Origin of the sequence: Brevibacterium otitidis (genome assembly GCF_042429315.1) — a bacterium.
Classification (GTDB): Bacteria; Actinomycetota; Actinomycetes; order Actinomycetales; family Brevibacteriaceae; genus Brevibacterium; species Brevibacterium otitidis.
Window position 1 is genome coordinate 1 of the sequence record NZ_JBHMAU010000053.1, and the last position, 20,036, is coordinate 20,036.

A 20,036-nucleotide genomic window follows, 5' to 3' on the forward strand; every position below is an offset into this window, starting at 1 on the left:
CGCCGCCTCGCCCGCGGCTACCGCAACCAGCACAACTACCGCCTCCGCATGCTCCTCGCCGCCGGCGGACTCACCCCATGACCCCCACCGGATGTCCGAAGAGCCATTATGGGTATGTCAGTGTCACGTGTCGGCTGGTCGGTTGCCCGCCATGTCTTCGGTCCAGTATCCGATCACGTGGTGTCGGTCGCGGGGTGAGCAGAGTCGCTTACGGAGCTCGGTGCGGATAGAGCGGCTGGCGGTTGCCTCGCACGCTGCCCACGCGTACCAGGGCTCATCGGGCGGGGTAAGCGCAGCAACGGCGGCGGGCAGCGCGCTGGGGCCATGGCCATTTCCGGTCCCGGACAGCCAGCGGTACTCGACGGTGGCGGCGGAGTTGATGGTTTGGATGTCGGCGGGCTCGGGTACTTCGATGATGGCGAGGGCTCGGGCAGTTTCGGGGAGTTCTTCGACAATGCGTCCTAGGCCGGGAAGCCCAGTGGCGTCGGCAATGAGGAATTGGAACGTCGCGTCGGATGGCGGGCGGTAGTAGGAGCCGCCGCCATGGAAGGCGCCGATGATGTGGCCGGGCTCAGCGCGTTCGGCCCAGGTCGAGGCGATTCCTCCGCCATGGATCGCGAAGTCGATGTCGAAGCGGCGGCCTTCGTCGTAGACGTTGCGGACAGTGTAATGGCGCCACGGGGGTTCTTCGCCGGCCCACCCGGGCCCATACTCAGGCAGGTTAAACGTCGTCAGATCGGCTTCGGTCTCGCCGGGGCGGGGGATCGCGATATCCATGCGTTCGTCGCCGGTGCCGTCGGTGCGCCAGCGCCAGTCGCCGATGGTCTGGAACGAGATCCGGATCATGTGTGGGGTGAGTCGTGCGACGCGTTCGACGCGGGCGGGGGAGCAGGGGACGGGCATGGGGTTATTCCTCCTCGAGAGATGCGGGCGATGGGTGAGGCGGGAAGTCTGGTCGCGTTCACGTGTCCAGGCGTCCCAGAGTGAGCGGAAGACGCCGCTGCGGTCGACGAGCTCGCCGAGGTCTCCTTGCTCGATGATGCGGCCGTCCTCGAATACAGCGATCGAGTCGGCGTGCTCGGCGTGGGAGAGACGATGGGCGATGATGATTGCGGTGCGCCCGTGGACGGCCGCGTCGACGGCGCGGTCCAGTGTCGTGTCCGCGCCCGCATAAGCGGATGCTTCGTCGAGCAGCACGATGGGCGGGTCGGCGAGCAGGACACGGGCAAGCGCGACCTGCTGGAGGCGTTGCTCGCCGAGATCCTGCGGGGCGGGGGTGTCGAGCCCGTGTGGGAGGTCGTTGACCCAGTCGGCGCCGACTGCGTGGAGAGCCGTTCGCAGTTCGTCGTCGGAGGCGTCTGCGCGAGCAAGGCGCAGGTTGTCGGCGAGTGTTCCGGAGAACAGGTGTGTCTCCTGCGTGACGAGCATGACCGCTGGCTTGCTTGAGTCCTGCCCGGCTTGGGTTGCGGGCTGTCCGCCGACGAGCACGGCACCCCGGCCAGGTTCGGCCAGTCCCGCGATGAGTCGTGCGGTGGTCGATTTCCCCGATCCGCTCGCCCCGACGAGCACGACACGCATCCCCGGGTTGATTCTGATGCTGACATCGGCGATGGCGGGTCGATCCGATCCCGCCCCGGGATAGGTGAACGTCACGTGATGGAGCTCGACGGAGGCATCGCGAATCGGATGTCGCGGGGCTGCCGGCGCGGTACTGTGCAGCACGCCGACGAGACGCTCGAGTCCTGCCTGGGCGCGCTGCAGATCATCGATGCTCGACAGCAAGGCTCCGATGGGGCCGAACAGGCGGTGGAAGAACAGTGCGGCGGCGGTCACCGTCCCGACGGTCATTCCGGCCGTCTCCACGAGCCAGAATCCGACGGTGAGCACGGCGGCGAGACCTGCGAACTCGGCCAGGTTGAGCGTGCCGTTGAACACGTTTCGCGCCCTGCCGGCCGTGCGAGCGGTTTCTACCGCGGTCAGGCTTCGCTCGGCGATCAGTCCGAGACGAGAAGGGGCGAGACGATGGGCGCGAATGGTGCGGGCTCCGGCGACGCTCTCGATGATCGCTTGTCCGCGGTCGGACTCCTCGCGGCGCAGTCGCACGTACAGAGGGCGCGAGCGACGCAGGAACCGCGTCACCGCGACCAGCTGCAGCGGGACGGCGATCAGCGCGGCCAGTGCGAGGAGCCGATCAAGCGCGGCGATTCCGACCGCCGTGAGCACGATCGTGAACAGGGCGCCGACAAAGCGCGGCAGCACTCCTGACCCGGCCTCGGTGACCGCCTCGACATCACCCGTCAGTCGCGACACCACGTCCGAGCTTCCCGCCCGTTCAACGGTCGTGGCATCGATCCGCATCGCGGCGGTGAATACCTCCTCGCGCAGCTCGGCAAGCATCCCCTGCACGCAGACCACCAGCAGCCGTCCGCCCCACCAGGCGGTCGTGGCCGAGACGGTCCCGGCTCCGACGAGGACGCCGGCTGCGAACGGGATGCGCCACACGTCGACGCCGGAGAGGATGATGTCGACGATCCAGCCCAGCACGGGAGGGATCGCCAATGCACTGGCGGACCCGGTCAGCAGCAACGCCACTGTCGCGGTGATCGGGCCTCGTCGTCGCGCAAGGAGACCACGGACGGTGCGCAGGGTGTCGCGGATCGATGCGACGGGCAGCGTCTCGGTCACGGGGACACCGCCTGTGCAACCCGGGGTGCGGTGAGGTCGATGACCGTCGCGCAGCTGTCGAGCAGGATCGGGTCGCTTGTGATCAGCAGGATGGTGCGGCCGCATCGTGCGAGGCCGGCTCCCACACGATGCGTCGTGATGGGGTCGAGCGCAGTCGTCGGTTCCTCGAGCACGAGAACATCGGCCGGGGTGTGCAGCGCTCGTGCCAGCAGCAGTCGCTGTCGCTGTCCTCCGGACAGGCGGCGCCCCCGTTCACCGATGGGCGCGTCTGGTGATCCGACATGCTCGATCACGTCGTCCAGCGCGGTCGCTTTCACCAGATCGTCGTTCAACGCGGAGGAAGGGGAGGTCGCGAGGGTGACGTTGTGCCGGATGCTGCCGGTGAACACGAACGCATCATGAGGCGGAGCCAGCACGTGCTTCCGGTAGGCAGCCGGGCCGATGGTCAGGGCGTCGACCCCGCCGAGCATGAGTTCGCCCGGTGCGGGCACGCTGCGGAACCCCAGCCGGGCTGCCACGTCCCGAGCGTGCCTGGCGCCGACCACCCGGATGCCGATCATCCGTCCCGGCTGCGACTCGATCACACGACCGTCCATCGTGGCCCACCGCAGCATGCCGTGATCCGGTTCCGTCTCCTGTCCGCCGGGAAGAGTGTGCGGCTCGGCGAGCAGGTCGTGCAGGCGCCGGGCTGATGCGCGCTTGTGTGCCCAGTTCGCCCCGAACGTGCCGATGTGGTCGAGGGAGGCTTGCAGGAACTGGGCCAACCCCACCACGGTGATCAACTGCCCCGGTGTGATCGTCCCGTGCATCGCCATCCACCCGGCCACGGCAGCCAGCGCGCCGAGGTAGAGGATCGATACTGCCGTGCTCACCGCCTGGTAGGTCAAGAGTGACCGAGACGCGCGGATCGCGCCGTCGCGGGAGGCTGTGCTCGCTTCGCGGTAGCGGGCGACGATCTGCGGATGGGCGGCGAGGCCGTGGACGATCCGCAGCCCCTCCATGGCGTCCGTCGCCACGTCGCTCGCCTGTGAGACCGCGCTCTGCTCGGCCATGCCCAGACGTTCCAGTGGCCGAGCCAGTGCTGCCATGCCCCACAGCACCAGCAGCGCCCCGGCCAGCGCTCCGAGGCCGAGCGGGATCGAGATGAGCAGCAGCGCAGCCACCGCGGTGAGCAGCGCCGCGATGGTGGCGGCCTGTTCGGCGATGCTCCACGCGACGCCGGCAACCCGATACGTGTCGCTCGTGACGACGGACAACACCTCGCCGGTCCGGCGCGTGTTTATTCCTCGCGGATGCAGCACCCGGGCGACCGCGAGCTGCCGCAGGTCATGCTCACCGTGCCCGTAGATGCGAACCATCGCCAGGCTCGCCCATTGGTAGCTGAACGACAGGACGAGGAACACCGACCCCAGCACACCCAGCCACAGCGCCAGGGCGCCCGGATCACGAGGGAGCACCGCCCGGTCGATGACCACGCCGATGAGGATCGGCACCGCTGCCTCGCTCGCCTGGTGAAGCATGAACCCCGCAGTCGCCGCCGACAGTCGCCACCCACGTCCGCCACGCAACAGCGCAAAACGCATGATCCGGCCGGGCGTCTGTCGTGTCAAAGGGGAACTGTCAGTGGTCACTCTTGAGATGTTAGGCGTGCGGGCGACCGCAGGGATGACGAATGTTGTCGCCGAGCAGACATTGTGGATATGTTAGCCTTACCTAAATAAATGTAGGGCTGTGGGGCAGTGAGGGAGTGCTGGTGACTCTGCTCGATTCGTCGCCGACCGACGAGTGCATCGATGATGCTGTGGGCTTTCCGGTGCGGGAGCGGATCGTGCCCGAAGGGTACCTGCTGACCACCCGGTACCTGCGATATGCGTACGTCGATGACGCCGATGGGTGCTCGCCGGGCGAACACGCTCACCCCGAACATGTCGTGTTCTGGCCTGAACGTGCTGCCGCCGAGGTCGAGGTGGAGGGCACCCGCTACAACCTCACCCTTGGGCAGGGGCTGTGGGTGCCCGCCGGAACACGGCACGCGGCAAGCCGCGCCCCCTCCACCACACTGGCGGCCCTATACCTCCTACCCGAGACGTGGGAGGGCGCCGCACCGGAGGTGCGCCCGGTCACCGTGAACGCCGCTCTGCGGGAGCTCCTCAGTCATCTGGCGATCACCGGTATGCCCCGCCAGCAGCGGCTGCGCGCCCAGCGGGTCTGTCTAGAGCTGGTCGCCGATGACGCGTGCCCTGTGATCGAACTGCCGCTCCCGCGGGATCCGCGCATCGCCCCGATCGCCCGGGCGATCATGAGCGGCCCTGCCGATGACCGCTCGATCGAGGACTGGGCATGGGCCACCTCCACCAGTGCCCGCACCCTCGCACGTGCGTTTCGTGCCGAGACCGGGATGACGTTCACCCAGTGGCGCACGGCCGCACGCATGTCAGCTGCGGTCCGTCTCCTCAGCGACGGAACACCCGTCGGGATAGTCGCACGCAGGGTCGGCTACGCCACCGTTAGCGCCTTCAGCGCCGCATTCCACCGTGTTATGGGACGCCCGCCGCACCGATTCCTGCCCGCAAATAACGACGACTGACGAAAGACCAGTCCAAGAATCGAGGCTGCGGAGCACCGCGCATCGCCAGCGGGCGCAGCGGCGTTGGTCGCGTGCTCTCGGCGCTTCTCGCCGCTGGGGAGCTCCGGGCCCGCTCGGTTCCATGCGGGGTGCTCTTTGGGGTCATTCAATGTCGCCCGGCGGTGTCTCTTCCCTGAGGGCTGCTCGTGCGGGAGCCCGCTCACTGCGCTGTGACAAAACAGCGGTGAACTTGTGTCCGTCCAACGCAAAGAGGTGTCCGCTATCGGCAACCAGCACTGCGTAACCTGTCCCCAGGCATGCTTAACCTGGCTGCTGGTCGTCTTCCCCTGGCGACACCCGATTACATCCCTCGGAGGATTCATGTTCGTTCTGCGTCGCACCAGCGCGCTCGTCACACTCGCCGCATTGGTCCTTGTGGCCGCCGGCTGCTCGTCCACGGCCGACTCGACTGCAGCCCCTGACGGGGCGGCTGCGACGGAATCGGGTTTCCCTCGCACGATCGAGCACGCGCTGGGCGAGGCGACGATCCCGGAGAAGCCGGAGCGCGTGGTGACGCTGAGTTGGATGAACCACGACATCGTCGCCGCGCTGGGCGTCGCCCCGGTCGGCGTTCCCGAAACGTGGGGCGGAGACGAGGAGGGCTTCACTCCGTGGTTCCGCGACCAGATCGAGAACGAGCTGGACGCGGAGATGCCGGAGGTCATCACCGTGACCGAGGATGGCCCTGACTACGAGCAGATCCTCGCCCTCCAGCCGGACGTCATCATCGGCGTGTACTCCGGCTTCACCGAGACAGAGTACGAACGGCTCAGCGAGATCGCCCCGACTGTCGCGTACATGGATCGGCCGTTCACCGCCGGCGCGTGGCAGGAGCACACCGAGATCATCGGTGAGATCCTCGGCGAAGATGACAAAGCCACCGAGCTGATCGAACAGACCGAGGCAGCCATCGACGAGGAAGCCGCGAAGCACCCCAACCTCGACGGGGCTTCGTTCCTCTACAGCACGGCCTTCTCCGAGGGGGCAACGGAGATCACCGCCTATATCAGCGAGGACCCGCGCGTGCGGCTGCTGCACGCGTTCGGCCTGGTCGACACTCCGCAGCTCGCTGCGGAGACAGCAGACGTGCCGGCGGACACCTGGTACGGCGGCATCAGCCTCGAGGAGCTCGATTCGGTGGAGGCGGATGTCGTCTTGGCGTGGTCGTTTGCCGCCGCCGACACCAAGCACACGCTCGAGCACCCGGTCTTCAACCGGTGGGACCCGATCGCGAACGGCCGCTACTTCATCGCCGAGGACAACACGCTCGGCATGGCCACCAGCGGTCCCAGCGTGCTCAGCATCCCGTGGGCGATCGAGCAGGGCTACATCAAGGACATCTCCGCGGCGATCGACGGTGGCGCCGTCGTGCGCAGGGCCCAGTGACACGGTGCCCCAGGGTTCCCCCTATCGATCCGGATTCGGGCAGATGAGCGTCCCGACAGTGACGGCCGCCCGTGCGATCGAGGAGCGGGCGGCACCGTCCGGTGTAACTCGCTCCGGGGCGTTCCGACTGGCCGGTCTCGGTGTCGCGACTGCCGTGCTCGCTGTCGTCGTCATGCTCAGCATCGGCGTCGGCGCCCGAGCTATCGCACTGCCGACGATCTGGGACTCGCTGTGGGCGTATGACCACACGATCGATGAGCACGTGTTGGTATTCGAGCTGCGCGTGCCGCGCACAGTCGTCGGCTTGGTCGTGGGCCCGGCGCTCGGGATGTGCGGGGCGCTGATCCAGGCGTACACCCGTAACCCGCTCGCTGATCCCGGCATCCTCGGCGTGAATGCCGGCGCGACGTTCGCGGTGACGATGGCGGTCGGGTTCCTCGGCATCGCCGCCCCGCTGGGCTACGTATGGTTCGCGTTGCTCGGCGCCGGCGCCGTCACGATACTCGTGTACGCGCTTGGCGCCGTCGGCGGCGGCAAAGCCACCCCGGCGAAGCTCACCCTCGCGGGCGTGGCGATCAGCGCCGTGCTGGGCGGCCTCACCACCGCGATCGTTCTCGGCAACCGTGACACCTTCGACGACCTCCGGTTCTGGGGCGTCGGATCCATCGGCGGACGACAGCTCGATATCGTCCTCTCCTTCGCGCCGCTGATTCTTCTCGGGCTCCTCCTCGGCCTTGGCGCCGCCCGAGCGCTCAACGCCCTCGCGCTCGGAGACGAGCTCGCCGCCTCGCTCGGGGTTCGTGCCCGGCGGGTGCGGATCGTCGTGATCGTCGCCGTCACCCTGCTCGCCGGCACGGCGACCGCGCTGGCGGGACCGATCGGGTTCGTCGGGCTCATGATCCCGCACGTCGTGCGCTGGTTCGTGGGCCCCGATCAGCGATGGATCCTTGCCTACACGATTGTCGTCTCACCGATTCTGCTGCTGCTCTCCGACATCCTCGGCCGAGTCATCCTCCCCAGTGGAGAACTGCGCGTAGGCCTTGTCACAGCCGTCATCGGTGCCCCGGTGCTCATCGTCCTCGCACGACGACGGTCGGTGAGCGGCCTGTGAGCACCAACTCCCGCCGCAGTGCCGAGCACGACACCGTCGACCACGGATACCGCGCGATCGCCATTCGCGTTCCCCGGGTCTCGGGAGTGGTCGGCGTCCGTGCCCTCGCCGTCTGCGCCACCCTCGCACTGTTCACCCTGATCCTCGCGGTCATCTCCCTCACCCTCGGCACCTACCCCGTGCCCCTCGGCGACGTCGCCGCCGCGCTCACCGGCACCGCCAGCGAGCAGACGCACATGCTCGTCGTGGGGTGGAGACTGCCGCGGGCACTGTTCGCAATCGCCTGCGGCATCGCCCTCGCCATCGCCGGCGCCATCTTCCAATCCCTCACCCGCAACCCGCTCGGCTCCCCGGACATCATCGGCTTCTCCTCCGGCTCCTACACCGGCGCGATCCTCGTCATGCTCCTTGTCGGATCCACCCGCTACCTCGACATCGCCGCAGGTGCCATCCTCGGCGGCATCATCACCGCCGCCATCGTCTATCTCCTCGCCACGGTGCGCGGATCCGTGCAATCGTTCCGGCTGATCATCATGGGCATCGGCGTCGCCGCCCTGCTATCATCGCTCAACTCCGCACTCATGTTGTCCACCAGCGTCGACACCGCCATGCTCGCCGCGGTCTGGGCAGCCGGATCCTTCAACGCGCTCGGCCACGACCAGCTCTGGCCCATGACAGCGCTCCTGCTCATCCTGCTCGCCGCCGTGACGACGCTCGCCCCGGGCCTGCGCCAGCTCGAACTGGGCGACGATGCCGCCCAGTCGCTCGGCGTACGCGCCGACCGCACCCGAGCCCTCGCCGTCGTCCTCGGCGTCGCCCTCACCGCGCTCGTCACCGCCGCCGCCGGCCCCATCTCCTTCATAGCCCTCGCCGCGCCACAGATCGCGCGTCGCCTGGTGCGCGGATCGGGGCCGCTACTCGTTCCCTCGGCGCTCGTGGGCGCATTCAGCCTGCTCACCTCCGACATCCTCGCCCAACGCCTCGGGATGCCCGTCGGAGTCGTCACCGTCTCGCTCGGCGGCACATACCTCGCCTGGCTGCTGATCTCGGAGTTCCGGAGAAGAACATGACCACTACCAGTCCCGCCACCCACACCTCTGCCGTGGACGCAGTACGCACAGTCGCCGTGCGCGCCGGGTACGACAAGCGGATCATCGTCGACGGGGTCGACATCACCATCGCCCGCGGCACGTACACCGCCATCATCGGCCCCAACGCATGTGGCAAATCAACCCTGCTGCGCACGATCGCCCGCGTCCTCCCGGCCCTCGATGGCGCGATCCTGCTCGACGGAGACGACATCCACCGTCTGCCGCCGAAACAGCTCGCCACCCGGCTCGGCCTGCTTCCCCAGACCTCCCTCGCCCCGGACAGGATACGCGTCGCTGACCTCGTTGCCCGCGGGCGCTACCCGCACCAGGGCATGTTCGACCGGTGGTCCGCCGAAGACGAGGCCGCCGTCACCGCCGCTCTCGAAGCGACCGGCACCGCTGACCTGTCCGGAAGACTCGTCGACGAACTCTCCGGCGGGCAGCGCCAGCGCGTCTGGGTCGCGATGGCCCTCGCCCAGCAGACCCCAGTCCTGCTCCTCGACGAACCGACCACATTCCTCGACATCTCCCACCAGTACGGGCTGCTCGAACTGTTCGAGACACTCCGCAGCGAGCTGCGCCGCACCATTGTGGTCGTCCTCCACGACCTCAATCAGGCCGCCCGGTATGCCGACCACCTCATCGTCATGAAGGACGGCGCGGTCGTCGCGTCCGGTGAGCCAGCCCGGGTCCTCACCGCCGAGCTCGTCGAGGACGTCTACGACCTCCCCTGCCGCATCCAACCCGACCCCGAGACCGGCACACCGCTGGTCATCCCTCGTCGCGTCGTCCGACGACCGCTTGCCGACTGAAACAGCAATCGCCAAGGTTGTCAGCGACGTCTCACGGCGCTCGTTCACGCCCCCGGGTATCGCTTGCCCGCGCCCTCCGGGGATCTGTCGCGAGGACGACGGCAGATGTCCGCCAAGCGAAAACAGCGACGGATAACGTCGGAAGCAAAGCTTGCCTTATTCCACTGAATCATCACAACCCGTGAGGAGCGTCCATGTTCTCTGTCTCCCGACGCATTGCGCTGGCCGTGCTGGCTTGCGCTCTTCTTCTCTCCGGATGCGCGTCCTCGGCTCCGCCCGCGGAGACCGATCAGCGCGTCTTCGCCGAGCCGGAGGATGGTGCGTATCCGGTGACGATCGAGCACGCGTACGGGTCCGCCGAGGTCACAACCCAGCCGCAGCGCGTCGTCGCAATCGGATGGAGCGGCGCCGACATTGCGATCCAGTTCGGCACGGTTCCGGTCGCACAAGGCAACGCAACCGGAATCGAGGACGACTACTACCCGTGGGTCTCCGAAGCAATCGAGAAGCTCGGTGCCCCCTTCCCCTCCCTTGACCCTTCATTGGAGCGTGGTGAGGTCGACCTGGAGTACGTCCTGATGCAGCAGCCTGACCTCATCGTCGCCATCAACTCCGGAATCACCGAGGCCGAGTATGAGGCGCTGTCCGACATCGCACCGACGATCGCCTTCCCCGCGGAGCCCTGGGCGACCACGGTCGATGAGCACATTCAGATGATGGGTGCCGCGCTCGGGCGCCCGGCCTATGCCGCCGAAATCGAGAAGGAGACCGCACAGCGAGTCGCCGATGTCGCGGAAGCGCACCCCGAATTGTCGGGAGTCACGTACCTGCACAGCTTCCTGCCTTCCGACGACGGACAGGTCGTCGTCTTCGGTTCCGTCGATCCCCGCGCTCAGATTCTCGAAGACCTCGGGCTTGAGCCTCTCCCCGGAACACTCGAACTGCAGCACGAAACCGGCGACCCCAGCAGCTTCACCGTCAGCATGGAACAGCTCCTGGAGCTCAGCCCTGATGTCCACATCGTCATCTCCGATGAAGACACTTGGCGCGAAGCCGTTGCCGCGAACGCCGCATTCCAAGGCTGGGCGCCTGTGTCGGAGAACCGGGTCGCACTGATCGAGGACGCGGCCACCGGGCTTGCCCTCTCGACCGCGACCCCGCTCGGCATCGACTGGGGCATCGACGCCATTGCCGACGACATCAGCCGCGTCGTCACCGAGACGCGTGGGGAAGGAGACGCATCGTGACCTCCGATACGATTCGGGAGGCGCCACGTCAGGTCGGGCTGCGCCGCTTACTGGCTCCGTTCGTCGTTCTGGCTCTCGCGCTGTCTTTGACGGCGTGCGGATCATCGGCAGGCGACCGCCCGACCTCAGGGCAGCAGCCGGGCGGCTTCCCGATATCCGTAACGCATGCGCACGGCGAGACGAGTATCCCGTCAACCCCAGAACGAGTGGTTGTCCTCGGGGGCAGCGCCGAAGACGCGGTCGCCGCGCTGGGCGTCGTTCCCGTCGCTGTTCCCGAAGAATACGGCACGCCGGACGGCTATAGCGATTGGTTCCGAGAGCATGTGACTGTCGAACTCGGTGCCGAACTGCCGCCGGTTCTCTCCCCAGGAAAGGACGGTGTCTACGACCCAGAGGAGATCCTCAGTTACGCCCCGGATCTGATTTTCGCGCCATACTCCGGGATCACCGAATCCGACTATCAGCAGCTCAGTGACATCGCCCCGACGATCGCCTATGCGCGCACACCGTGGACTTACGGTTCGTGGTCGGACATCGTCGAGCTCGCAGGCACCGCGCTGGGACGCCCTGAGCAGGCTGCGGAACTGATCTCACGAACGCAGGCAGCGCTCGATTCAGCGCGCGATGCGCACCCTCAGCTCGAAGGGAGGACCTTCATCTTCGGCGAGTGGCTGGAAGACGGTTCCACGGACCTTGCCGTCTACTCGCCGGATGACCCCCGCCCTACACTGCTTCGTGAGTTCGGGATGACTGACGACCCGTCCGTCGTTCAGGAAGTCGGCTCATTTGGGGACGACTACTACGGCTCCGTCAGCCTCGAGAGACTGGATGCGCTCACCACCGACGTGTTCATCGGATGGTCGAACTCCCGAGACAAGATCGCGCAGACTCTCGCCCATCCACTGATGTCGCGGTGGGCTCCGATTGCCGAGGACCGCTACTACTACTTGGAAGACCCGGAGCTTCTGATGGCAGTCACTACTCCCTCCGTGTTGAGTGTCCCCTGGGCCATTCAGCACGGATTCCTAGATGACATCACGTCCGCGCTCGGGGCCGATGCGGTGGTACGCACCGGCGACGAATAGCGGTCACGCCGAGCAGTGAACGCTGGCGTCTGCCGCGACGTGGATGGTGGAGATGACGTCATCGCGCGTGAGCGAAAGCAGGCGGTGGAGTTTGGCTCACGATGATGTCTCGCAGTCGCGGCAGGGCCCATTCGAGCTGTCGAGGTCCGTGGCGGCCGATGCAGACTCGCAGACCGGATTCTTTGGCGGACGGATCGGCGAGGATCGGCCTGGGTGGGGTGCCGATAAGGCTCTTCCGGGCCGCGGCGCCGTCCCGAATCCACAGCGTGACGAGCTCCCTCCCATGAGTGGGCTCACCACCACGGTTATCGTAAGAGTCGCCCGTGCTGCCGAGGGATGCGACGGTTGTGGCCTTGGCGAGCCGCTCGGTGCAGCGGATCGCTCGATACTGGCCTGTTCTGCCGCTGTGGTGGATCAGGCCGGTGACGTCGTGGCGGGCGCGCTGCCGGGCCCACAGCCCATGCCGGTGGCATCGAGCGCCAGATCAGTGTGCAGCGACGTGGACACCTGCCAGCAGACGATCATCCGGCTGAAGACGTCCAGCACGAACGCCACGGAGGTCCAGCCCGCGTGCGTGCGTCCGCAGGCCAGGTCGGCGACCAAGAGCTGGTCCGGGGCTGTGGTGACGGGCTTCCGTTTGACCTTGTCCGCGGGCTGCTGGGTCTGAGCGCCGTCGCTGATCGTGGTCTTGCGGGTCTTCTCCCGCGCGATCCCACGCAGGCCCTCGGTGCGCATCAGCCGCTCGACGGTGCAGGGGCAACCGTGACGCCTTCACAGTTGAGCTCTGCTCGGATCTTCCGGGCGCCCCGGCAGCCCTGCTGCGCTGTCTGCGCTCATTCTGTGGTCGCTGGTGACAGCTGCCGCGCTGCTGCCCCGCCTCTTCTGCGCTGTCGCAATCAGTGCAGAAAGAACACCGCCACGAACATAAACTCGACCACCATGCATACCGCTTGTGCGTACCAGGGACGCATGAGAAAGGCCGCTGATCAGCGTTTGTACTGGTCAGCGGCCTGTTCCGTGGAGCTAAGGGGAATCGAACCCCTGACCTTCTCATTGCGAACGAGACGCTCTACCAACTGAGCTATAGCCCCCAAGGTCACACCGCGCAACGGCGACACCAGTACTGTACTCCTGTCGCGTGGTGACCGCCAAGCACTCAGCTTCAGCGGAACAGCTGCGCCCGCACCGCGAGATGGTCCGAGGCGAAGGCGTTCTCGGCGTGTTGGGGAATGTAGTCGGCTTGCCCACCCGTGTCTCTCAGCCCGGCATCGACCGCGGCGTCCGGATCGGGAGCCTGCCCGAGGTGCCAGCAGCCGGTGACTGTGAGACCGCGCGTGAAGACGAAGTCGATGCGGTCACGCGGCTCATCCTCCACCGTGTGGATGTGAGACCAGGTCAGCCCCGGCGCAACCACCGGGTCAGGATGGCGAACGCGGAACGCATCTGTGAACCCCGCCTCCAGCATCCGCGTCGTCGCAGGCCAGGCGGCATCGGGACGCAGTCGGCCGTCCCAGTCGGCAGGGGAGGGGGCGTTGAAGTCCCCGGCGATGATGACCGGTGTGCCGTCCGGCAGCGAGGCGAGCAGCGCCTCGGTCGCGGTGAGCACAGCTGCCGCCTGCTCATCGCGCAGCCGCTCGCCGGGCTGAGCGAACACCTCGGGCGCGGCATCCGGCAGCTCAGCGGCCCGGTAGGGCCCGTAGTCCTCCGGTGCCAGATGCACCGACCATACGAGCAGCGGCCCGTCTGGGGCGTCCACGCGGGCGGCGGTGGCGTAGGGCGCGGTGTCCGTCGGCAGCAGCGTGACCGGCCAGCGGCTGGCCACGGCAGTGTCGGAGGCCTGCTGGGCGATCTCATAGCCGAGGCCGCGGGCGATCGCGATCCCGCCATCACCCCAGCACTCCTGCAGGCACAGGATGTCTGCGGCTTCGTCCTGCATGAGCGCGATCTGCTTGGCTCGGCCGTCGGTCATCTTCGTGCCGCCGAACCACAGGTTCCAGCTCAGCACCGAGAACTCTATACTCATCATGTCTCCTGTACGGCGCCGTGGAGGGTGAAGTCGGCCGGAACACCGCTGACGCGCACCTGCTGCAGGGAGGTCAGCCGGTGCCGGCAGGCCAGCTCGATCCCGGTATCGGGATTGACCCCGGTGACGACCATGCCGGCCGCGGTCGCGGCCTCCGAGCCGACCGGTGAGTCCTCAAACGCGATGCAGGCAGCCGGGTCGACGCCGAGCGCGCGGGCGGCTGCGAAGTAGAGGTCGGGGGCCGGTTTGCCGACGGCGACGTCCTCGACGGTGCACACCCGCGTGATGTGTTCGGCCAGCCCGCTGGCCGCCAGCATCATACGCACATCGACCCGCCGGCCGTTGCTCGCCACCGCCACCGGCACGCGGGCGGCCAGCGCGGCGATGAGCTCAGCTGCCCCTGGCATCTGCGGCACACCTGCGGCGATGCGCTCAGAGTAGTCGGCATCCAGCTCGGCCTGCAGCTCGCAGCGCAGTCGGCTGTGCGAACCTGCCGCCCGCGGGTGGCCTGCGTCGACGAGCCGGGCGAGCAACGCCTCGGCGGCGGCATCGGAGACCAGGCCGGTGAGCGGGGCGAGATCGGCTCCTGCCATGCCGTGGCGGGCGTGGAAGTCGGCGAGCATCGCCAGCCACACGGATTCGGAGTCGAACAGCAGCCCGTCGCAGTCGAAGATCGCCGCCTGCACCTGCTCGCTGGCCGGTCCCGAGGCGGTGGCCGCCTCGGTCAGAAGGGTGAGGGTGGCGCTCATGCGGCGGAGTCCGCAGCGACGAAAGCGGGCTGGCCGGTGAGCTGCCAGCTCACGCGGGTGCCGGACGGCAGGGCCTGGGCCTGGGACAGGAACACCGAGGAGATGAGCTCGGTGCCATCGGCTGCGCCTGCGGTGCCGACGGCGCGGATGATCGTCCGCTCACCGGTGTAGGACTGGCCGGTGACGGTGTAGGCGCCGGTCTCGTCGGGGCGCAGGGTGAGGTCCTCGGGCCGGATGAAGGTGCGCTTGCCGTCGATCGTGAGCTCGGTGACGCTGCCGACGAATCGGGCGACGAACTCGCTGGCCGGCCGCTGGTAGACGACCTCAGGGGCGTCGAGCTGCTCGATGACACCGGCATTGAGGACGGCGACCCGGTCGGCGATCGCGAGCGCCTCGGCCTGGTCGTGGGTGACGAACATCGTCGTGATGCCCAGCTCCTGCTGCAGGCGCTGGATCTCATCGCGGATCTGCGTGCGCACGGTCGCATCGAGGGCCGAAAGCGGCTCGTCGAGCAGCAGCACCGAGGGTTCGACGGCGAGCGCGCGGGCCAGCGCCACGCGCTGCTGCTGGCCGCCGGAGAGCTGGTGGGGGAAACGCTCGGCGAAAGCGGAAAGCCCGCACATCTCCAGCAGCTCACCGGCCCGGCGGCGGCGTTCGGTGCGGGTGACGCGCCGGATGCGCAGACCGTATTCGACGTTGTCGATGACGCTCAGATTGGGAAACAGGCTGTAGGCCTGGAACACCATGCCGATGCCGCGCCGGTTCGGGGCCATCGCGGTGACGTCGCGGCCGGCGATGAGCACCCGGCCGGAGGTGGGGCGTTCGAAGCCTGCGAGGATCCGCAGGGCGGTGGTCTTGCCGCAGCCAGACGGGCCGAGCACGGTGATGAGCTCACCGGGGGCCAGCTCGAGGGACAGGTCATCGAGCACCGTGTGGGTGCCGAAGGCCTTCGAAACGCCGTCGTAGACGACGCTGTTGGACTTCGCGGTCATCGGGGCCTCCTGAAGATGAGGTCAGCATAGAAAGCAGCGGGTGTTGGCGGAAGGGGCTCGTTGACGTGCGGAACAGGCTCATTCACGGGTACGCGCCTCCCGGGCCGCAGTGAGTGTGGCGATGAGCATGAGTGCCCAGGTGATAAGGTTGAGCAGCACGGCGATCGCGATCGAGGCGCGGAAGTCCGTTGACGACACGGTGAACAGCCACACCGGCACCGTCTGCTGGTTCAGGGTCGCAGCGACGGTGAACTCGCCGAAGCACAGGGCGGTGGCGAAGAAGACGGAGAACAGCATCGAACCGCGCATATTCGGCAGCACCACCCGCCACACAGTTCCCCACAGCCCGGCGCCGAGGATCTGGGAGCCTTCGACGATCGCCTTGAGCGGGATCGTGCGCAGTCCGGCATCGATCGACCGGAAGGTGAACGGCAGGCACAGGACCACATAGGTGCCGACGAGGATGAGCGGCAGATCCGGGCTCTGCAGGAACTGGCTGATGGCATTCGGGGTGGTGCCCCGGCCCTGCTGGGCACCCCAGCGCAGCATCGCCACGACACCGGCGGCCAGGGCGATCGGCGGGACGACGAGCGGCAGCGTGCACAGCACCTCGAGCACGGTGCGCAGCCTCGGCGCCCACAGGTGCACAGCGACGACAGCCGGAACGAGGGCTGCGATGAGCACGACGATCGTGACGGCGGTGATGAGCAGGGTGCGCACGATCGCGGACGTGAGCTTGGCATCGGCGCCGAGCACCGAATACGCATCGAGTGAGAACGTCCCGCCGGGCAGCACCGCATAGGCGATCGAGCACAGCAGCGGGATCGTGACATAGGCGGCGACGGCGATGACCGGCAGCCAGCGCGCCCAGGCCAGGGCGCGGGTCGCGGAGAACCCGGCCGGCGCCTCGGGAGCGGGCGTGCGCGAGCCGGCCGGCGCCTCGGGAACGGGGGTTATGACAGCCATGTCGCGCTCCTGCGCTGGAGTCGGGAGAAGACGATGAGGGTGATGACGGCGATGACGATCATCGAGACGCCCAGTGCCATCGCGCTCGCCTCGCCGCCTGGGCCGGTGCCGGAGCTGAGCTGGGCGGCGATGTTGAGGGGGATGAGCTGGAAGCCGCCGGCGCCCATGAGGACCGCGGCCGAGGCGTGGGTCGCGTAGGCCGAGCCGAAGAGCAGCACCCAGCCGCCGAGCAGGGACGGCCAGGCGACCGGGAAGCCGACGCGGCGCCAGAACGTCCAGCCGGTGCCGCCGAGCGAGGTGTTGGCCTCACTCCATTCGCGGCGCAGGCCGGCGAAGGTCGGCAGGGTCACCATGATCATCGTGGGGATGAGGAACGCCTGGTACATCGCCACCAGGCCCTGCCAGGTGTAGAGCGAGAAGCCGAGGCGGTCGAGGCCGAGGGCGGTGAAGACGATGCCGGTGTTGCCGAGGGTGACGATGAAGGAGAACGCCAGCGGGGCACCGCCGTCGTTGGCGAGCACGGAAGAGAACACCGCGGTGATCGAGTCGAGGCGCTTCGAGCGGATCTGGGCGATGCACAGGGCGGTGAGGGCGCCGACGAGCGCGGCGATGAGGGAGCCGACGCCGGAGACGAGCACCGAGTTCAGCAGCGCCCGGCCGTGGGTGGAGAACAGGCCGGTGAAGTTGCCGAAGCCGAGGTGGGATTCGGTGCGGCTGGTCTCGACGGTGAAGGCGAGGATCGCCATCGAGACGAGCGGGAGGATGAAGAAGGCGGCGAGGATGAGCCCGAGCGGGGCGAGTGCGGTGGCAGCAGGAGAGAGCAGGGCCCGGCCGAGGCCGGCGACGCGGCGGCGGGTGGTGCTGGGTGCGCCGCTGCCGGGGCCGGTGCTGGGAGGTGCGGCGGCCGCACCGCCGGCAGCAGATGTGCCGGCGGTGCTGACCTGACCCGTCAGGGCCGCAGTGGATTGCTGGGTCACTGCATCGCCTTGGGCCACTCGGCTTCGATGACCTCCTGATTGGCCGTGCGCTGATCGAGAGTCGGCATCGGGGCGGTGATCTCCGGGTTCTCACCGGGCAGCGCGTCGACGGCCTCCTGGTCAGCGGTGCCGTCCTCCAGCATCGAGCTGAGGCGGACGGGGGTGACGTAGCCTTCGAGGAGCAGGTTCTGGCCCTCGTCGGAGAAGAGGAACTCGTAGAACAGGCGGGCGGTCGCCGGGTGCGGGGCGTCGGCGTTGATCGAGGCGGCGTAGAAGGAGGACACGGTGCCGTCGGCCGGTTCGATGATCTTCAGCTCATTGCCGTTGGCGTCCTTGAGGTCATCGGCGATCGGCTTGAGCAGGTAGTCCCAGTTGATGACGATCGGGGTCTCGCCGGTCTCGATCGTGCCGGCCGAGGCTTCGACGGGCAGGTAGTTGCCGGTGTCCTTGAGCTCGGAGAAGAAGTCGACACCGGGCGTGATGTCGTCGAGGCTGCCGCCGTTGGCCAGGGCCGCGGCGTGGACGATCATGAAGCCGGTCTCACCGGTCGTCGGATTCGAGGGAATGGCGACCTTGCCCTTGTACTCGGGCTTGAGGAGATCCTGGAACGAGGTGGGGCAGGTCTCGACGCGGCCGGAATCGCAGCCGATCGCCATGGTGCCGCCGAGGTGGTTGATCCACGTGCCGTTCTCACCGATGTACTGCTCGTCGATGTCGCCGATGGTCTCCGGCTGGTAGACCGCCAGCAGGCCATCGGCGCCAGCGTCCTGGGCGAAGGTCATGCCGGTGTCGAGGTAGTCGAGGGAGTCGTCCTGGCCCTTGCGGTTGACGACGGCGTTGATGAGGTCCTGGGAGGAGCCGGTGGAGGTGTCGTTGTTGATCTCGATGTCGTACTTCTCAGAGAACGCCTCGAGCAGGCCGCCGTAGTTGGCCCAGTCGTCGTAGAGGCCCATCGCGTTGAAGGCGCCTTCGGCCTGTGCGGCTTCGATGAGCGCGTCCATGCCGCCGCCGTCAGCGGCTGAGGTGGCCTCGCGCCACGATTCGGAGTCCTCGGCCTGGGCCGATCCGCCGCAGGCCGAAAGCGCCAGAGCGCCGGCAGACAGCGTCGCAGCCAGAATGATTGCGGGGTGTTTCTTCACGACAGGTGTCCTTCGCATGAGGTGGTGAACAGCATGCACAGCCGCACGCCGAGACTAGTCTCACTAGTGAAGTTGTCCACCGTGGGACGAAGTTCACTAGTGAGGATGAATTGCAGGTGAATGGACGGCAGAACCTGCCGCCGGCACCCTCGCCAGGGCAGCCGGCCGGGCTAATGTGAGAATCCGGGCCGAGGAGAAGGAGACAGGCGATGCCAGATGGGAGCAGTCGCACCCCAGGGGCGGTGACCGGATTTGCCTTCGACCGGATCGCCGAGGAGCTGCGCGAGGCGATCCTCGCAGGCACCTACCGGGTGGGTGATTCGCTGCCCTCGGAGCGGGTGCTCAGCGAGCGCTTCGGCGTCTCGCCCGGCACCGTGCGGGTGGCGCTCAGCCAGCTCGTCACTGAGGGCATCGTCGACGGCCGGCGCGGGCGGCCCAAGCAGGTGGTGAAGCTGCCGCAGCCGCGCGCGACGTTCTCGGAGTTCCATTCCTTCGCCCAGTGGGCGCTCAGCGCCGGGCATGAGCCGGGTGGCGCGGTCATCACAGCACGCTGGGAGATCGCCGGCAGCCTCGATGAGGAGCTGCTCGATGTGCCGGTCGGACGCCGGGTGCTCACCGTCACCCGCGTGCGCACCCTCGATGGCAGCATCGTCATGCTCGAGCAGACCCGGTATCCCGAATGGCTCGGCGAGATCGTCGAGACGATTCCCGCCGAGGCGCGCTCAGTCACTCAGCTGCTCGCCGAGGAGCACGAGGTGCGCTTCAGCCATGCCGAGCACCGCTTCGGCGCCGAATCCGCCAGCCCGGAGGTCGCCGCCCTGCTGCAGGTGGCACCGGGCACCGCCCTGCTCATCCACCGGCGGGTCTCCCGGGACCCGCTCGGCCGGCACCTCGAGTGGTCGACCGATCGCTACATCGCCGGCAAGATCATGGTCTCCGTCGGCAACTCCTGGCACTCCAATCCGCTGCAGTGGACGCTGCCCGACCTCAGCTGAGCGGCAGCAGGTCGGTGCCGTCGCGCTGTGCCGCCCACTGACAGACGGCGTCGAGAGTCGAAGAGGCCTAAGCGCTCGGCCATCGACGCGCACCCGGAGGGCGCTCCCGCAGACAGGGAGCGCCCTCCGCGCCTGCCTGCTGGCCTCGGCTC

General features: G+C 67.8%; 17 protein-coding genes and 1 tRNA gene. 8 read left to right on the forward strand and 10 right to left on the reverse strand.

The window, feature by feature from the left end; all coding sequences use genetic code 11:
• Nucleotides 1–123: 123 nt before the first annotated feature.
• Nucleotides 124–2,685, reverse strand: a complete 2,562-nt coding sequence (locus ACFFN1_RS08335; protein ID WP_376840223.1) for an SIP domain-containing protein — start codon at nt 2,683–2,685, stop codon at nt 124–126.
• On the reverse strand, nt 2,682–4,268 hold the full coding sequence (locus ACFFN1_RS08340) for an ABC transporter transmembrane domain-containing protein (RefSeq protein ID WP_376840286.1): 1,587 nt from the start codon (nt 4,266–4,268) through the stop codon (nt 2,682–2,684). Before ACFFN1_RS08340 ends, ACFFN1_RS08335 begins: the two co-directional genes overlap by 4 nt.
• Before the next feature lie 170 nt (nt 4,269–4,438).
• On the opposite strand from ACFFN1_RS08340, the gene ACFFN1_RS08345 reads away from it, so the two are divergent.
• The 7 genes from ACFFN1_RS08345 (at nt 4,439) to ACFFN1_RS08375 (ending at nt 12,043) form a co-directional block, all read left to right on the forward strand.
• Nucleotides 4,439–5,272, forward strand: a complete 834-nt coding sequence (locus tag ACFFN1_RS08345; RefSeq protein WP_376840224.1) for a helix-turn-helix transcriptional regulator — start codon at nt 4,439–4,441, stop codon at nt 5,270–5,272.
• Nucleotides 5,273–5,632: 360 nt separating this feature from the next.
• Nucleotides 5,633–6,697, forward strand: a complete 1,065-nt coding sequence (locus tag ACFFN1_RS08350) for an iron-siderophore ABC transporter substrate-binding protein (RefSeq protein ID WP_376840225.1) — start codon at nt 5,633–5,635, stop codon at nt 6,695–6,697.
• 43 nt (nt 6,698–6,740) lie between these two features.
• Nucleotides 6,741–7,808: a FecCD family ABC transporter permease gene (locus ACFFN1_RS08355; RefSeq protein ID WP_376840226.1), complete on the forward strand. Its 1,068-nt coding sequence runs from the start codon at nt 6,741–6,743 to the stop codon at nt 7,806–7,808.
• Nucleotides 7,805–8,878: a FecCD family ABC transporter permease gene (locus tag ACFFN1_RS08360; protein ID WP_376840227.1), complete on the forward strand. Its 1,074-nt coding sequence runs from the start codon at nt 7,805–7,807 to the stop codon at nt 8,876–8,878. Before ACFFN1_RS08355 ends, ACFFN1_RS08360 begins: the two co-directional genes overlap by 4 nt.
• Entirely contained in the window at nt 8,875–9,711 is an 837-nt protein-coding gene (locus ACFFN1_RS08365) for an ABC transporter ATP-binding protein (RefSeq protein ID WP_376840228.1), read from the forward strand. Before ACFFN1_RS08360 ends, ACFFN1_RS08365 begins: the two co-directional genes overlap by 4 nt.
• Nucleotides 9,712–9,905: 194 nt before the next feature.
• A complete protein-coding gene (locus tag ACFFN1_RS08370; protein ID WP_376840229.1) occupies nt 9,906–10,958 on the forward strand; it encodes an ABC transporter substrate-binding protein in 1,053 nt (350 codons plus the stop codon).
• Complete coding sequence (locus tag ACFFN1_RS08375; RefSeq protein ID WP_376840230.1) at nt 10,955–12,043, forward strand: ABC transporter substrate-binding protein; 1,089 nt, start codon at nt 10,955–10,957, stop codon at nt 12,041–12,043. Before ACFFN1_RS08370 ends, ACFFN1_RS08375 begins: the two co-directional genes overlap by 4 nt.
• Nucleotides 12,044–12,457: 414 nt before the next feature.
• Here the strand turns inward: ACFFN1_RS08375 and ACFFN1_RS08380 are convergent, their stop codons facing one another.
• The 8 genes from ACFFN1_RS08380 to ACFFN1_RS08415 form a co-directional block, all read right to left on the reverse strand.
• A complete protein-coding gene (locus tag ACFFN1_RS08380) occupies nt 12,458–12,778 on the reverse strand; it encodes a hypothetical protein (protein WP_376840231.1) in 321 nt (106 codons plus the stop codon).
• 283 nt (nt 12,779–13,061) lie between these two features.
• Nucleotides 13,062–13,134 (reverse strand) — tRNA-Ala (locus ACFFN1_RS08385).
• A gap of 71 nt (nt 13,135–13,205) precedes the next feature.
• The gene (locus ACFFN1_RS08390; protein WP_376840232.1) at nt 13,206–14,066 is read right to left on the reverse strand and encodes an endonuclease/exonuclease/phosphatase family protein; all 861 of its coding nucleotides are present in this window, start codon (nt 14,064–14,066) and stop codon (nt 13,206–13,208) included.
• Nucleotides 14,066–14,815: an HAD family hydrolase gene (locus tag ACFFN1_RS08395; protein WP_376840233.1), complete on the reverse strand. Its 750-nt coding sequence runs from the start codon at nt 14,813–14,815 to the stop codon at nt 14,066–14,068. The genes ACFFN1_RS08390 and ACFFN1_RS08395 overlap by 1 nt, the downstream gene beginning before the upstream one ends.
• Nucleotides 14,812–15,807, reverse strand: a complete 996-nt coding sequence (locus ACFFN1_RS08400) for an ABC transporter ATP-binding protein (protein ID WP_376840234.1) — start codon at nt 15,805–15,807, stop codon at nt 14,812–14,814. The genes ACFFN1_RS08395 and ACFFN1_RS08400 overlap by 4 nt, the downstream gene beginning before the upstream one ends.
• A gap of 78 nt (nt 15,808–15,885) precedes the next feature.
• Nucleotides 15,886–16,773, reverse strand: a complete 888-nt coding sequence (locus ACFFN1_RS08405; protein WP_376840235.1) for an ABC transporter permease — start codon at nt 16,771–16,773, stop codon at nt 15,886–15,888.
• Nucleotides 16,761–17,750 carry an ABC transporter permease gene (locus ACFFN1_RS08410; RefSeq protein WP_376840236.1) on the reverse strand — a complete coding sequence of 330 codons (990 nt, stop codon included), beginning with the start codon at nt 17,748–17,750 and terminating at the stop codon, nt 16,761–16,763. The genes ACFFN1_RS08405 and ACFFN1_RS08410 overlap by 13 nt, the downstream gene beginning before the upstream one ends.
• Nucleotides 17,747–18,889 (reverse strand): ABC transporter substrate-binding protein, encoded by a 1,143-nt coding sequence (locus ACFFN1_RS08415; protein WP_376840237.1) that lies wholly within the window; start codon nt 18,887–18,889, stop codon nt 17,747–17,749. The genes ACFFN1_RS08410 and ACFFN1_RS08415 overlap by 4 nt, the downstream gene beginning before the upstream one ends.
• A 209-nt stretch (nt 18,890–19,098) precedes the next feature.
• On the opposite strand from ACFFN1_RS08415, the gene ACFFN1_RS08420 reads away from it, so the two are divergent.
• Nucleotides 19,099–19,884, forward strand: a complete 786-nt coding sequence (locus ACFFN1_RS08420) for a GntR family transcriptional regulator (protein ID WP_376840238.1) — start codon at nt 19,099–19,101, stop codon at nt 19,882–19,884.
• Nucleotides 19,885–20,036: the final 152 nt, after the last annotated feature.